Source organism: Limnobaculum zhutongyuii, assembly GCF_004295645.1.
GTDB classification, from domain to species: domain Bacteria; phylum Pseudomonadota; class Gammaproteobacteria; order Enterobacterales; family Enterobacteriaceae; genus Limnobaculum; species Limnobaculum zhutongyuii.
Genome location: NZ_CP034752.1, coordinates 375,118 through 389,712, shown reverse-complemented (window position 1 = coordinate 389,712; position 14,595 = coordinate 375,118). Strand labels below are relative to the sequence as shown.

Here is a 14,595-nt window from a genome sequence, read left to right as displayed (position 1 = left end):
GTATAGTGTTTTGCTGAATGCAACATGTTTTCCATCATCCAGAGGTAAACATTATGACAGCAGCAATTTCTGACAATACCGGTACCAACGCCATTGTAATTCTTTGTACTGCGCCCGATGAAGCCAGTGCACAAGAGCTTGCTACTTTAGTATTAGCTGAAAAATTAGCGGCCTGCGTCACAATTTTACCTGGTGCCACCTCCCTCTATTACTGGCAGGGTAAGTTGGAGCAGGAGTATGAGGTTCAGATGTTGCTGAAAACAAACTGTCAGCATCAGGATGCCCTGATGGCAAAGCTGAAACAGCATCACCCCTATGAATTACCAGAACTGCTGGCATTACCCGTCAGCAAAGGCGACAAAGAATATCTATCATGGCTCGACACATCACTAAATTAATTATTCTCTTTTGGCTGACGCTGTTTTGCACCTCGTTTAGTGCACAGGCTTCACTATTTGATAAAACACCCTCTGCAGGAAAATTTGTCAGTGTCGATCAGGCTTTTGCCTTTGATTTTAGCCAGAACAATCAAAATCTGATTCTCAAGTGGGATATCGCTCCTGGTTACTATCTCTATCAACACCAAATAAAAATTGAAGCACAAGATGCCACGATAGCACCCTATACATTCCCCACTGCAGAAAAGCATAACGATGCCTTCTACGGTGATACCTTAATTTATAAGCATTCTTTATCAATACCGTTGACCCTTTCACAAGCTCAAAACAACTCTGTAATTACTGTTAGTTATCAAGGCTGTGCTGAGGCTGGATTTTGTTATCCCCCTGAAACACGTACGGTTCCATTAAGTGAAATAACAACGACCAGTACCAGTAATTCGGTAGCAATAACGGCGTTACCTCCGCAAACCGACGGAACAAAGAGTGAGGAGTCACTTCCCTTCTCCCCTTTGTGGGCCTTAGTTATTGGTATCATTGCCGCGGCAACCCCTTGCGTGCTGCCGATGTATCCGTTGATTTCCAGTATTATTTTAGGAAATAAGCAAAGCTATAGCCTGAAGCGCACCTTTTTTCTGGCCTTTGTTTATGTGCAGGGAATGGCGTTAACTTATACCGCACTGGGCATTGTTGTGGCTGCTGCTGGTATGCAATTTCAGGCTTATTTTCAACATCCTGTGGTTCTAATTGGACTATCAGCGTTATTCATTCTGCTGGCACTCTCTATGTTTGGGGTCTACACCCTACAACTCCCTTCGTCATTACAAACCAAAATGACCGGCTGGAGTAATAACCAAAAAGGCGGTTCTCCTTTAGGCGTCTTTATTATGGGAGCGTTGGCAGGGCTTATCAGTTCTCCATGTACCACAGCACCATTAACAGCAATCCTGCTTTATATTGCCCAAAGCGGCAATCTGCTTGCGGGTGGCGGAACGCTATATCTGTATGCCCTGGGAATGGGGATTCCCCTAATACTGGTTACATTATTTGGCAACAAGGTATTACCGCGTAGTGGCCCATGGATGCAGTATGTTAAAGAAGGATTTGGCTTCCTGATTCTGGCACTTCCGGTGATCTTATTAGGCCGCCTGTATGGCGAAATTTGGGAGCTGCGAATGTGGTCAGCGTTGGGATTAGCTTTCTTTGGCTGGGCTTTTATTGTCAGCTTACGTTCCCAACAAGGATGGATCAGACTCCTTCAGCTATTATTACTGGCCGCTGCGCTTATTGTTACCCGCCCATTACAGGATTGGGCATTTAGCCCCGCAATCCCACAGGCCCAAACTGATACACATAGCCTGTTTACGCCGGTTAGTGATAGTGATGAACTACACCGGGTTCTGGCTAATGCCAAAGGTAAGATCGTTATGTTGGATCTGTATGCTGACTGGTGTGTGACCTGCAAAGAGTTTGAGAAATATACCTTTAGCGCCCCTTCAGTACAAAATGCACTGTCTGATGCAGTTTTACTTCAGGCGGACGTAACGGCGAATAATAAGCAACATATCGCGCTGCTGAAGGAGTTTCAGGTACTGGGCCTACCCACTATCCTTTTTTTCGATAAAACGGGCAGAGAGCTTACTGAGCTGCGTGTATCCGGGTTCATGAATGCAGAGCAGTTTGTTGAGCATATTGAAAAAATCAAAAAATATAACACCCAGGCAGAATAACCCTGCTCCTATTTCGCTGAATATTTAGGCATAACGATAGAATTCGAGTGAAAAAACAGCGGTTGATCGGAATTTACTGCTTAAAAGACAGAAAGCCATTGACGATAAGGCGTAGATCCGGTTTAATGCGCCCCGTTGCCCGGATAGCTCAGTCGGTAGAGCAGGGGATTGAAAATCCCCGTGTCCTTGGTTCGATTCCGAGTCCGGGCACCATCATTCAGAAAACCCGCCTATGGCGGGTTTTTGCTTTTGTAGCAATTCGAAATATATTATCCATGTAAATATTATTTGAATGAAACCATTTCATTACAAAATTATTACATCATCATAACTGTTGTATCCTAAATACAAGACCAACGTAATTTCAGATCATCTCAATTAGCAAGTTATGATTAACGAATATTTATTACCTGGCAAGCTCTTAACTATTTTGCTAACAGCTATGTTGATTGGGTCTATAAAAATAATCATCCTCTTAAAAATCACTCAAAAAATCTCATAAAGCCCTACGACAACTTAATTAAACTCATTACTTTATAGTTAGTTACTCTTTACAATCATATTATCCAATTTAATAAATCATATTGATTATCAACTAATGACTAATGATGCAACATACTAATATTAAGACCTTTTAATATTAGCATGTAGATATTATAAACAAGTTCAGAGACGAACAAACAATAACTGCCCGTTGCTTTAATTCATCTACTCCTTTAGAATTCATTTATACGTATTACTGAAATTAGAATCAGTATATAAAGTCGTGCAAGTAAACAAACATGAATGCTCTTGTTGTTTCATAATTGTTTAAAATAGATGCAAAACAGAGATAGAAAACTGACAGGAAGTCATGTAACGCCTATTCCCACTGAATATTCCTTTCATTAACTATCTATTTTATATGATGCATAGTTTCTATTTATTAACTAGAACTATTTATTTTATATATATGAAATAGCATCAAATAAATTATCAACTTAATTAATTCAGCAAAATGGCAGCTGTAAGTCATGGGCGGTAGCCTGCTCTAAACCCTGCAAATTTGCAAAAGGGCTAAAGGTACACTGTGTTTCTCTTTTTATTCTCGGCATCAGCCTGCTGTCTAATCATATTACTAATAAGCCGAATTATCGCTATTCAATTTGGCCTTGTAGATAAGCCAAATAACCGTAAGTTGCATAAAGGACATATTCCACTAGTTGGTGGGATTGCTATCTATCTCTCTATGTGTATTATGTATATCTTTTCAGATGAATATCTTCCACATAGTACAGCCTACTTAGTTGGCGCATCAATCTTACTCATTGTTGGAATAATAGATGATCGTCTCGATTTACCGGTTTATCCCAGAATAATTCTTCAGGCTCTAGTTATTACTCTATTAATGATAGATGGAGCCTATCTTTATTCATTAGGTCATTTATTACCTAACAATATACTGATATTAGGTGAAATTGGATACATTATCACTCTATTCGCCATGTGGGCCTCAGTTAATGCTTTTAATATGACCGACGGCATTGACGGTTTACTTGGTGGGCTTACATGTATTTCATTATTAGGAATAAGTATCTGCTTCTATTTAGGAAACCAAAAGAATTTAGCTGTATGGTGCCTTACTCTCATCGCTATTATTATTCCCTATCTATTGCTTAATTTAAGTATCCCATTCGGTAAGAAGTTTAAAGTTTTTATGGGAGATGCAGGTAGTACACTAATCGGTTTTACTATTCTTTGGTTATTATTATTAGCAACCCAGGGCGATAATGCAGTTATTGCTGCAGTAACAGGTTTATGGTTGATTGCAATTCCTTTAATGGATATGGTCACAGTAATGCTTAGTCGCATTCTTAAGAAAAATAGTCCTTTCAAACCAGACCGAAACCATTTACATCACATTCTAATGGCTCAGGGGTTAAGTTCACGCCAAACGCTTCTTATTATAGTAACAATGGCTCTATTATTGGCTCTTTTTGGCATTGCATTAGAACAATTTAAAGTCAAAGAACTAATTTCGCTTCTCCTGTTTCTGGGCGTATTCTTCATCTATTTCTATTTAATAAAAAAATTAAAATTATTAGCATCTAACCTGCAAAAAACAAAAGAGCAGCAGACACATGATAATAATATTAATCAAGTAATATATAAGTGATCTTAATAATAGCCTTAGTTTTCCATCTTGAGTACACAACAATGCACTCATCAGTAATTGCTCTATCACTAATTATCGGATTACTAATGTATTCCTAATATGACCTAAACTTTATGGCAGTATATGAAATGAAAATATCTATAATAATACCATCATTAATAACCATGGTCTTTCTAAGTGGTTGTACTCTGGAGCCCGGTAGCCATCTTTCAACTTCTAATAAGACAATTCAGGAGCAGGAAGATGAGAACTTTGATATTAACCAGATGGTTAATGTTTATACTATTACACCTCAATTAGTTGAACAACAAAGAGTTCATCCCGCAGTTGCTCAGCCTAATCCCGATCTGGAGAAAGAACTACAGAATTACGAATATCGTATCGGTATTGGTGATGTACTCATGGTAACCGTATGGGATCATCCTGAGTTGACGACACCTGCGGGTCAATATCGCAGTGCTAGTGATACCGGTAACTGGGTTCAATCTGATGGTACTATTTTTTATCCCTACATTGGGAAAATATCAGTCAAAGGTAAAACCATGGCTCAAGTACGAACAGCGATAGCGAATCAGCTTGCTCAGTATATTGAGTCACCTCAAGTCGATGTCAGCATTGCCTCCTTTCGAGCTAAAAAAGCCTATATTACTGGCGAAGTAACCAAATCCGGCAAACAACCTATTACTAATATTCCATTGACCATAATCGATGCGCTTAATCAGGCAGGCGGACTTACGGAAAATGCTAACTGGAACAATGCAATACTCACACGTAATGGTGAAAAGTATCCTATTTCGTTAAATGCATTAATGCAACATGGTGATTTGACCCAGAACCGTTTATTGCATGATGGTGATATTTTATACATTCCACGCAATGATGATTTAAAAGTCTTTGTTATGGGCGAAGTCAAAAAACAAAGTACGTTACGCATGGATCGCAGTGGTATGACATTAACTGAAGCTCTGGGTCATGCCGATGGTATTGATCAAGCGATGAGTGACGCCAGTGGAATATTTGTTATTCGCTCTACTCGTAACTATGTTGATAAAACAAAAGATAATACTGTTATTGATTCGAGTAACGACACAGAAGATAAGCCATTATTGTTTAACTCTCTGGAAGAAGAAAAAAGCATTAAATCTGATGACGACACTGATAAAAAACTGGCCAATATTTATCAACTAAATGCAAAAGATGCCTCTGCCCTGGTTTTAGGCACTGAATTCCAATTGCAACCTTATGATATTGTTTACGTCACAACAGCCCCTGTCGCCCGTTGGAATCGTGTGATTAGTCAACTAGCTCCAACAATAACCAGTATTAACAGTATGACTGAGTCGACTCGTTGGATTAGAAATTGGCCAAACTAATGTTTAACTCCATACTGGTGGTTTGTATAGGTAATATTTGCCGTTCTCCAATAGGAGAACGGCTCTTAAAAATACAATTTCCTAATAAGACGATAGAATCTGCGGGGTTAAAAGCTGTCGTGGATCACCCAGTAGAAAAAACAATTACAGAAATTGCACTACAACATGGAATATCAGTCTCAGGCCATAAAGCCAAACAATTTAATGCTCAACTATGCCACCAATATGACTTAATTTTAGTCATGGAAAAAAGGCATATGGAAATGATAAATCACCTGTCTCCAGAAACCAGCGGCAAAACAATGCTATTTGGTCACTGGAATAACCAAAGTGATATTGCCGATCCTTATGGAAAGAGCAGAAGAATGTTTGAATTAATTTATCAACAGTTATCTGAGTCCGCGGATATGTGGGCAAAAGTGCTTAGACACTAAAAATATCAATAAAGATAGCATGAGAATAAGTAGGGATAAGTATGTCAGAAATTCGTAGTGCCTCATATAAGAATTCTAAAGAAGAAGATGAGATTAATTTAGGCAAGATTTTAGGAACCATCATAGATAAGAAATGGTTACTAGTATCTATAACAATAATATTAACCCTTATTGGAGCTTTTTATGCTCTATTTACTACGCCTATTTATCGAGCCGACGTACTTATTCAGATAGAAAAAAATTCCACTAATAACCTCTTAAATAATGTATCAGAGATTTTATCAAACAATATAATGCCATCAACAGCAGCAGAAATAGAGTTAATAAAATCACGGATGGTCATAGGGAAAACAGTTTCTGACTTAGGATTAAATATTGAAGTATCAGAAAAATATTTCCCAATTATTGGTGAGAAATTATCTAACTTACTGGGAATTAAACCAGGTCAAGTGGCTATTTCCAAATTTGACATTCCCGAAACGATGTATAATTATGATTTTATTCTTACAGTCTTACCTGATAATCAATACTCTTTAAAAGGAAATGATATTGATATAATAGGTAAAATAGCATTGATAGAAAAAAGCAATAATATATCTATTTTGATCAGTGATATTATTGCCCCTGTAGGAACCATCTTTAAGATAAAGAAAAAAGATTATCTCACTACAATTAATAATGTGTTATCCGATTTATCAATTCAGGACACCACTAAAGATGGTGGGATACTCAGACTTTACGTAACTGGACAAGACAAAGATAAAATAAGAAAAATTGCAGATAGTATTAGTAATAATTACCTACAACAAAATGTCGAGAGAAAATCAGAAGAAGCCGCTAATAGCTTAGCATTTCTAAGAGAACAGTTGCCGCTGATAAAACGCCAGCTTGAAGAAGCTGAAATCAAATTAAATACTTTTAGACAAACTAACGAATCTGTTGATTTAACTTTAGAGGCAAAATCTATTCTTGACTCTATGGTTTCAATCACCTCTCAGTTAAATGAAGTAACATTTAAAGAAGCTGAAATATCAAAATTATATACTAAAGAGCATCCTGCCTATCGTTCTTTATTAGAAAAAAAGAATACATTAATACAAGAAAAAGAACGCTTAAATAAAAGTGTCACTAATATGCCTAAAACACAACAAGAGATTTTAAGATTAACCAGAGACGTACAATCTGGTCAGGAAATCTATATGTTGTTATTAAATAAGCAGCAAGAACTAAGCATTAACAAAGCAAGTACTGTTGGAAATGCCAGAATTATAGATAAAGCTATTACTCAACCAAATAAAATAAAACCGAAATCATCATTAATAATATTATTATCATTTATTGCAGGAGTATTCCTTTCAATTTTAATAATCTTCATTCAGGAGCTTTTCAGAAGAACTATTAACGATTCATCACAGCTTGAAAGTATAGGTATAAATGTTTATGCCAATATCCCACTATCTAAAAACTTAAAGAATAGAAATAGAAGACTCATAAAACAACCGCTAGAAAATCACACAAAATTGTTAGCATTAGAGCAAGAAACCGATTTAGCAGTCGAAGCCATACGAAGCCTGAGAACCAGCCTGCATTTCGCTATGCTCGATGCCAGCAACCGGATTCTGATGATTACCGGTGCTACATCAGGTATAGGAAAAAGTTTTATCAGTAGTAACCTTGCTGTTGTGGTCGCACAATCAGGAGTCAGGGTTCTTCTGATTGATGCAGATATGAGAAAAGGCGGGCTACATAAACTATTCAAAATAACGATGGGTAATGGACTCTCTGATATCTTGTCTAATAATAAAGAAATAGAAAAGTGTGTTTATAAAACACCAGTTGATGGTTTAGATTTTATTCCGAGAGGTTCTATTCCACCTAACCCATCAGAATTACTAATGAATAAATATTTTTCCTCATTTATTGAGTGGGCCGGTGCAAATTACGACCTGATCATTTTTGATACCCCACCAATCCTGGCCACGACAGACTCAATGATCATTGGTAGATATTCAGGTACCAATCTGCTGGTTGCTCGATTTGAACATAGTTCTGTCAGGGAAGTCGAAATGTCACTTAAGCGTTTTGAGCAGAATGGCCTGACAATAAAAGGACTCGTTCTTAATGCCGTCCAACAAAGAGCATCCAAATTCTACGGTGACGGAGTCTTTGAGTATTACTCTTATCAATCAGAAAAATAACGCTTAACTTTATAACTTTATAACTTTATAACTTTATAACTTTATAACTTTATAACTTTCACAAACTAAACAACTTCAGCTCCGGTACACCCCGGAGCTGAAATCATCAGTCAATCAATTTGGGCAACGATAAACTTGTCCGCTGACTTTACTGTCCAGAGGAACAAACTCAGATAAGAAGCTTTGCCCTTGTCCACTAATGCCATAAATAACATTGCCACCCATGGCCGCCGCTTTATTACGCAGATCGTTCGTTGCGCTAGCAACTGAATCATATTCACTGCTGGCACCGGACAGCCAGTTACTCTGACTACCTTCTGCTGAACCTAATAACTGGCATGTAGCACCTGGTTGCTCATCAACTATTCTGACTTGCTGCCCGGCACCGCTTAACGTATTAGTACTGGAACAACCCGCCAATAATAATGCTGCCACAAGGCTTAAACACAATTTAACCCGCATGTTTCCCCCATATCATATTGAGAATCTGACTGATTCTAACAAAAAACTACAGGCCGCTTTAAGCATCCCCTGTCACATTTACCTGAATCATGCCCTTGTCTCGAGTTACCAACCCAGCTTACCCTATTCTTTTTACCCGTGCCCGAAGTAAATAACTGATGACATGATGAAAAATCAGGCAACTTTCTTCGCCAGCAACGTAGCAAACCGTAGCTTGATACGATTACCATCGCTATCTGTTTTATGCAACTCTCCCACGTCTTCGTTATATTTAATAATTTCCCAACCTTGATAATAATCTTTCAATTCTCCCTGACTAAAGGTGAAGGAAAAGGGTACTGAACAAGGGTAGTCTTCTGTCGACATGGCAGAAACAATCAGGTTATAGCCATTACTCTCAGTCTTATCCTGCATATTTTTTATAATGGCAGGCACCCTTCCTCGCTCCAAAAACATAAATACTACGGTAGACAGAATAAAACCGTATGTATCATTAATCGTCTGTTCATTGATATTGAAAACATCGGCCTGAATACCGCTTAATGATTCGGAATGAATAATCTCCTGAAGCGCACTAATATTCTGCTCGTTTTTATCTAATGCCCTGACATCAAAGCCAAGCTTATTTAAGTAGAGGGAATTTCTGCCTGAACCACATCCTAAATCCAGCGCCTTACAAGATGTAACGTAACGCGTTGCATTGAGTACTTCAGAATGTGTTTTCGTCATACCGTACTTCTTATTGGTATAGTCTTCCGGCTGACAATAAAACTCTAACTGACATTCAATATCTGAAGAACAGCTGGCAATCTTATGCCACTCCTGTGGCTTAATCAGCTCGGGCTGATGATCAACCGAATACTGTTCGGTACGAATAATCTCGCCATCTCCAGTTAAAAAAGCAAATGTCATTTCACCTTTAAATAGCGTCAATTTTGCCCAGGTTCCTTGCTGAGTATTATGTTTTTCCTGAAACATAGCAGGTAACGTTTCGCTGTTCCAACTAGGCAGCTGTTTGTAACAAACAAGGTTTTCCATATTAAATCTCTTATGCTCGAATTAATTGACCTAAAAACAGTGTTCACATTCGTTATAGCATCGATAGTAACGCAATTCAGACTGAAGGGCTGAATAAAAGTGTGAGCTTTAAATTTACTTTCGTTCATTCCTGTTAGTAGATGATTGAGTTCCGCCACTGTTTTGTTTCTTGTTTATCCTTCCCGTCATGAACCTCTTCCCATTGGACAAATTTATTTCTATCTCATCACATCAAATACTCAGAACTGGTGATTTCTCACCTCATCTCTTCTATCTTTTACAGATAACGCTATGATATGTCCGCCCTCCAAAAAGTTGGGGAATGTAAGCCATCACTCACTCCAGTGAATTAACAGGCAAATATTTTATGAATCATCAGATTAGCACCCACTCTAACGCACGTTTTTTTGCCTTACGCCTCTATCCCGGACAAGAGCTATTAAGCACGCTAAAGACGTTTATTACAGAACAAAACTTGCAGGCTGCATTTATTGCCGGATGCGTAGGTAGCCTGACAGATGTTGCACTGCGCTTTGCCGGAGAGTCGGATACCACAATATTCAGTGGTAAATTTGAAGTAGTTTCGCTGATCGGTACTTTGGAACAACAGAGGGAACATCTTCATTTATCGGTTTCTGATCGAACGGGGAAAGTCACTGGCGGCCACATCATGCCAGGGTGCACGGTCAGAACGACACTGGAGTTAGTTCTGGGAGAATTGGAACAATTGCGTTTCAGTCGACAGCCTTGCTCACTTTCAGGTTATGAAGAACTGGTTATTAATCAGCGCTAATCACACTGATTATTTTGAATTTATTTCGTTATCGAGGTTTCTATGGCAAGTAATGCCGTTTCCAGTCGTACTCTGGTACTCATGGTTATGTCCATTGCAATTAATATGATTGGCGGACAAATTGTTTCCATGCTCAAACTCCCTATCTTCCTTGACTCTATCGGCACGATGTTATGTGCCTTATTGGCAGGCCCCTGGGCTGCGATGTTCACTGGATTATTGACTAATTTACTGTGGGGATTAATTTCCGGCCCGATTGCTGCAGCCTTCGCACCTGTGGCCATGGTGATTGGTCTGGTTTGCGGCATTATGGCTCGCATTGGCTGGTTCCGCTCATTACCAAAGGTTATTGCCTCAGGCATCGTTATCACGCTGGCATTAACGTTAATAGCAGTACCGATTCGTACATACCTGTTTGGTGGTGCTACCGGTAGTGGCGCAGATTTCTTCGTTGCCTATATCAATGCAGTAGGACAGAACTTAGTTGAATCTGTCGCTATTACGGTGATCGGGGTAAATCTGATCGATAAAATTCTGACCGCCATTATCGCCTGGCTATTAGTCAGAGGGTTGCCACAAAGAACGCATAACAGCTTCCCTAATATGGCAGCTGTTCGCTGATATGCATCCATTTACCTCATTCATGTTATGGGGATGGCTGGCCCTGACGGCGCTCCTTTTGCCGTTGGGGTATGCCTTATTAATCTACAGTGCAAGTCTATTTGCCCTGCTTTTGATATTGCCAGACACTCGCCACCGCTGGCGCTATGTCGTCTGGTTTATGGCTCCAATGGGATTAGGATTATGGCTGGTACACAGCGGTTGGCTGGCACACTGGATAAATGGAGTGCCACTGGATCAGCAAAGAATGCCAATGGCTACAGCACTCTGGCTAAAACTATTGGCAATCATCAGTAGCGCTCAAATCTGGCTACAGAAAGTCCCGACTCGTCAGTTTGTACGAGCGCTATTTGCCAGTCGATTACCCATCAGCTTTGCTTATGTTTTAGCAGGGCCGCTGCTAATTGTGGAGCAATTGCGTCAACAATTACACACCATAAGAGATGCACAGTTAGCCCGTGGAATTCCTCTGGATGGCTCCTGGCACCAGCGATTGCGCGCTATTCCGGCCCTGTTGCTACCATTAACCAGCAATGCAATTAATGAGCTGGCAATACGAGGTGCTGCACTGGATATGAAAGCTTTCAGAGCACGTGCTCACCGGACAACATTGTGGGCACCGCCAGACAGCAAGCTACAGCAAATAAGCCGTTACGCTTTGCTTCTGCTTTGTCTGGTTCAAATCGGAGGGTATATCTGGTGGTTATATTAAAAGATGTCACCTTTACATCACGTGGAGATGAAAAACCTCTGCTTGGACCGCTCAATCTTACGCTGCCAGACGACCCCTTTTTTGTTATCTATGGTGGCAATGGCAGTGGAAAAAGTATACTGGCCCAACTGCTGGCAGGATGGTTTCCTGAACAACTGACAGGCCATCTGAGCGGCTCGCTGCAAATATCGGGTGAAGAGATCGGACAAGCCCCACTATCAACTCATGCGACACGGATACAGTTAGTTCAACAATCCCCCCAGCTCCAACTTTCTGGTTGCACATTCAGTGTTGAAGAAGAGATCGCATTCGGTCCTGAGAACTTGGCTTTACCACCCGCTGAAATCCTGCAACGTATTGATGAGGCATTGGATAATACCCATAGCCAGCACCTACGTACGCGACATCCCTCAACCCTGTCTGGCGGAGAGGCTCAGCGAGTCGTTCTGGCTTGTGCTTTAGCAATGCATCCTAAGTTACTGTTGCTAGATGAGGCCTTTAGCCGATTAACGCCCAAAGCAACAACCCAACTGTTATCCGAGCTCAGAAACTATGCTTTACGTCACGACTGCAAAATCATTTTGTTTGAACGAGCGTTTTTACCCGCTGCAAAATATTGTTCTCAGGCTTTAGTACTCAAACAAGGCCAACCGTTGATTCAAGGGTCTATCTCACAGATTTTTCAGATGGCGATGACTCACATTAATGCTCCCGATGCCTGGCAGGTCATTCATTTACTCTCAACCCATCATGCCTGGTCTGAAGATATTCCACGTACGGAAAATGAGCTCATCAGCGCGTTTAAGGATCAATATGCTAGCCTTTAATAATGTCTCCTTCCGTTGGCCAAAGGCTTCGACATATTGTCTGAATAATCTTAATTTAAGCCTGAGTCAGGGAGAATGTGTCGCACTGGTTGGTGATAATGGTGCAGGAAAATCAACATTGCTACGTCTGGCAGCAGGTTTATTAAAAGCAGATGAAGGCCAGATTACGCTGAACGGTATAGATCTTTCACAACAAAAAGCCCGGCAAAGAGCCATGGATATCGGCATCCTGTTTCAGGAAGCGGAGAAGCAGATATTCCATAGCAGCGTCAGAGATGAAGTTACCTTTGGCTTAAAACAACGAAATCTAACGCGAACACAAATAGAACAGCATACGGAACAAGCCTTGATGCTGTGTGAACTAACCGAACTGGCAGACAAACATCCGTTAGATCTTCATGCCGGCCAGCGAAGAATGGTCGCCGTTGCCTGTCTGGCTGCCTTATCGCCACCATTGTTGCTATTAGATGAACCAAGTCGTGATTTTGACGCTTACTGGCTTAAGATTTTTGAGAAATGGCTGGCCCATTGCCAGCAGTCCGGCACTACGATTTTAACCATTAGCCACGATTTAGATTTTGTGTCTCGTCACTATTCACGAGTTATACATCTGTCCGGTGGGAATATTGTAAATGATGGTCCTCCGTCACGCGTTCTTCGTACCGAAGAGTTGCAAGAACCCGGAGAACTACCATCACCAACGCTATACGCTCTTAATCAGGCACTGTCTCTTGATTATCCGGAGACACCAGAGCAATGGAGCCATGCCTGGCTAAACAGAACACGATAAACCGGAAATTATTGTTGATGAGACCTCTGATAAGCCAACGCCTTCGCCAGCTTCGAGTCTGGCTCTGATAATTTTTTCAGTTTTTTCTTATGTATCTTATCCAACTTACCCAACTCAGCCGCACTCTTTCCTGAATCACCTACCCGTTGCTCCGGTGATAATTCAGTCATTATTTTAGCTGCATCTTTCAATGCGTTAATATACCCATCCAGCTCGGATAGTGAGTACTGAGCCAAATTCATTTTGCTGTTTAGCAATTGCCCCCAATAAAACTCAAGAAAAGGCACTTCCGGATAAGGCTGACCGGTTTTTGGATCCAGATTATTATCTGACTTATCATAAGAAATGCCCCTTAAATAGTAGAGCATTGAACGCCAGGGATCGTCCTGAAATAATTTCAATCCAAGAGACGATGGCAATTGTGCAAACGTAATGGCATTACCTTTAGCATCAATGGGCAAAAAATGTTTTAGCTCCGCCATTTTCTGCTCAAATTGAGCCTGAGTAACAGGGTTTCCTGTTGCATCACGGCTCAAATTTTGCCCGACTAATACGCTTAAACTGATATCGCCACCGCTGGCTTCCCAAAAACTATTAAAAGCATGATGCCCATCAGTCAGATAAATTTTTCCACCTGGGCCAATATCAACAGTATTCATTGCTGATTTATCGGTTCCTGCGGGTAACGAACAGCGATATGAAGAGGGGTCCTCAGGAGAAGAGAATTTAGTTTGTTGTTTCAGTTTACCCGCACCCTGAACTTTACAGAGCTCGGCAAATAGCTTCTCAGGTTTTCTTGTATATTCGTCTAAATCACCAGCAATTTGCAGCTTACCCACAGCAATTTGTGTTGGATGTAGCTCATCAAGGCGTACCTGAATAATGTCTCCGGTTTTAGCTAACATTCGGTTATCAGAAGTCTGTGTTGCCATAGCCATTGCACTCAGCAGGATGCCAGAAAAAGCCCCGATAACGGGCACAATAAAAACAGATAATCGACTGATGAACATCAATGTCACCCTTTATTGGCAAATAATTACCGATAATAACTGATTATAGTCAGA

General features: G+C 40.3%; 14 protein-coding genes and 1 tRNA gene. 12 read left to right on the top strand and 3 right to left on the bottom strand.

What is annotated here, in order from left to right:
- Nucleotides 1-53 precede the first annotated feature (53 nt).
- The 7 genes from cutA (at nt 54) to EKN56_RS01350 (ending at nt 8,288) form a co-directional block, all read left to right on the top strand.
- Nucleotides 54-398, top strand: coding sequence for a divalent cation tolerance protein CutA (gene cutA, locus EKN56_RS01380; RefSeq protein ID WP_130590174.1), 345 nt, complete (start codon nt 54-56; stop codon nt 396-398).
- Nucleotides 374-2,128 carry a protein-disulfide reductase DsbD gene (locus EKN56_RS01375; protein ID WP_130590173.1) on the top strand — a complete coding sequence of 585 codons (1,755 nt, stop codon included), beginning with the start codon at nt 374-376 and terminating at the stop codon, nt 2,126-2,128. Before cutA ends, EKN56_RS01375 begins: the two co-directional genes overlap by 25 nt.
- 137 nt (nt 2,129-2,265) lie before the next feature.
- Nucleotides 2,266-2,341: transfer RNA gene (locus EKN56_RS01370), tRNA-Phe, on the top strand.
- Nucleotides 2,342-3,197: 856 nt separating this feature from the next.
- A complete protein-coding gene (gene wecA / locus EKN56_RS01365; protein WP_130590172.1) occupies nt 3,198-4,283 on the top strand; it encodes a UDP-N-acetylglucosamine--undecaprenyl-phosphate N-acetylglucosaminephosphotransferase in 1,086 nt (361 codons plus the stop codon).
- Between the two features lie 113 nt (nt 4,284-4,396).
- On the top strand, nt 4,397-5,656 hold the full coding sequence (locus EKN56_RS01360; RefSeq protein ID WP_130590171.1) for a polysaccharide export protein: 1,260 nt from the start codon (nt 4,397-4,399) through the stop codon (nt 5,654-5,656).
- Nucleotides 5,656-6,090 carry an arsenate reductase/protein-tyrosine-phosphatase family protein gene (locus tag EKN56_RS01355; protein WP_130593551.1) on the top strand — a complete coding sequence of 145 codons (435 nt, stop codon included), beginning with the start codon at nt 5,656-5,658 and terminating at the stop codon, nt 6,088-6,090. The genes EKN56_RS01360 and EKN56_RS01355 overlap by 1 nt, the downstream gene beginning before the upstream one ends.
- Nucleotides 6,091-6,131: 41 nt before the next feature.
- On the top strand, nt 6,132-8,288 hold the full coding sequence (locus EKN56_RS01350) for a polysaccharide biosynthesis tyrosine autokinase (RefSeq protein WP_130590170.1): 2,157 nt from the start codon (nt 6,132-6,134) through the stop codon (nt 8,286-8,288).
- A gap of 114 nt (nt 8,289-8,402) precedes the next feature.
- Here the strand turns inward: EKN56_RS01350 and EKN56_RS01345 are convergent, their stop codons facing one another.
- Both EKN56_RS01345 and tehB read right to left on the bottom strand, forming a co-directional pair.
- Nucleotides 8,403-8,750 carry a DUF4156 domain-containing protein gene (locus tag EKN56_RS01345; RefSeq protein WP_130590169.1) on the bottom strand — a complete coding sequence of 116 codons (348 nt, stop codon included), beginning with the start codon at nt 8,748-8,750 and terminating at the stop codon, nt 8,403-8,405.
- Nucleotides 8,751-8,924: 174 nt separating this feature from the next.
- Complete coding sequence (gene tehB / locus EKN56_RS01340) at nt 8,925-9,788, bottom strand: SAM-dependent methyltransferase TehB (protein ID WP_130590167.1); 864 nt, start codon at nt 9,786-9,788, stop codon at nt 8,925-8,927.
- Nucleotides 9,789-10,155: 367 nt separating this feature from the next.
- Here tehB and EKN56_RS01335 point away from each other — a divergent pair, with 367 nt between their 5' ends.
- Genes EKN56_RS01335 through EKN56_RS01315 form a run of 5 tightly spaced genes read left to right on the top strand, consistent with a single transcriptional unit; the run spans nt 10,156 to nt 13,531 of the window.
- On the top strand, nt 10,156-10,581 hold the full coding sequence (locus EKN56_RS01335) for a PPC domain-containing DNA-binding protein (protein WP_130590166.1): 426 nt from the start codon (nt 10,156-10,158) through the stop codon (nt 10,579-10,581).
- 42 nt (nt 10,582-10,623) lie between these two features.
- Nucleotides 10,624-11,202 (top strand): ECF transporter S component, encoded by a 579-nt coding sequence (locus EKN56_RS01330; protein ID WP_130590165.1) that lies wholly within the window; start codon nt 10,624-10,626, stop codon nt 11,200-11,202.
- Nucleotide 11,203: 1 nt separating this feature from the next.
- Nucleotides 11,204-11,914 (top strand): energy-coupling factor transporter transmembrane component T, encoded by a 711-nt coding sequence (locus EKN56_RS01325; RefSeq protein ID WP_130590164.1) that lies wholly within the window; start codon nt 11,204-11,206, stop codon nt 11,912-11,914.
- The gene (locus EKN56_RS01320) at nt 11,902-12,741 is read left to right on the top strand and encodes an energy-coupling factor ABC transporter ATP-binding protein (protein ID WP_246019921.1); all 840 of its coding nucleotides are present in this window, start codon (nt 11,902-11,904) and stop codon (nt 12,739-12,741) included. Before EKN56_RS01325 ends, EKN56_RS01320 begins: the two co-directional genes overlap by 13 nt.
- Nucleotides 12,728-13,531 (top strand): energy-coupling factor ABC transporter ATP-binding protein, encoded by an 804-nt coding sequence (locus EKN56_RS01315; RefSeq protein ID WP_130590163.1) that lies wholly within the window; start codon nt 12,728-12,730, stop codon nt 13,529-13,531. Before EKN56_RS01320 ends, EKN56_RS01315 begins: the two co-directional genes overlap by 14 nt.
- Before the next feature lie 8 nt (nt 13,532-13,539).
- Here EKN56_RS01315 and EKN56_RS01310 read toward each other — a convergent pair whose 3' ends face one another.
- Nucleotides 13,540-14,541 carry a ParB-like protein gene (locus EKN56_RS01310; protein ID WP_130590161.1) on the bottom strand — a complete coding sequence of 334 codons (1,002 nt, stop codon included), beginning with the start codon at nt 14,539-14,541 and terminating at the stop codon, nt 13,540-13,542.
- Nucleotides 14,542-14,595: the final 54 nt, after the last annotated feature.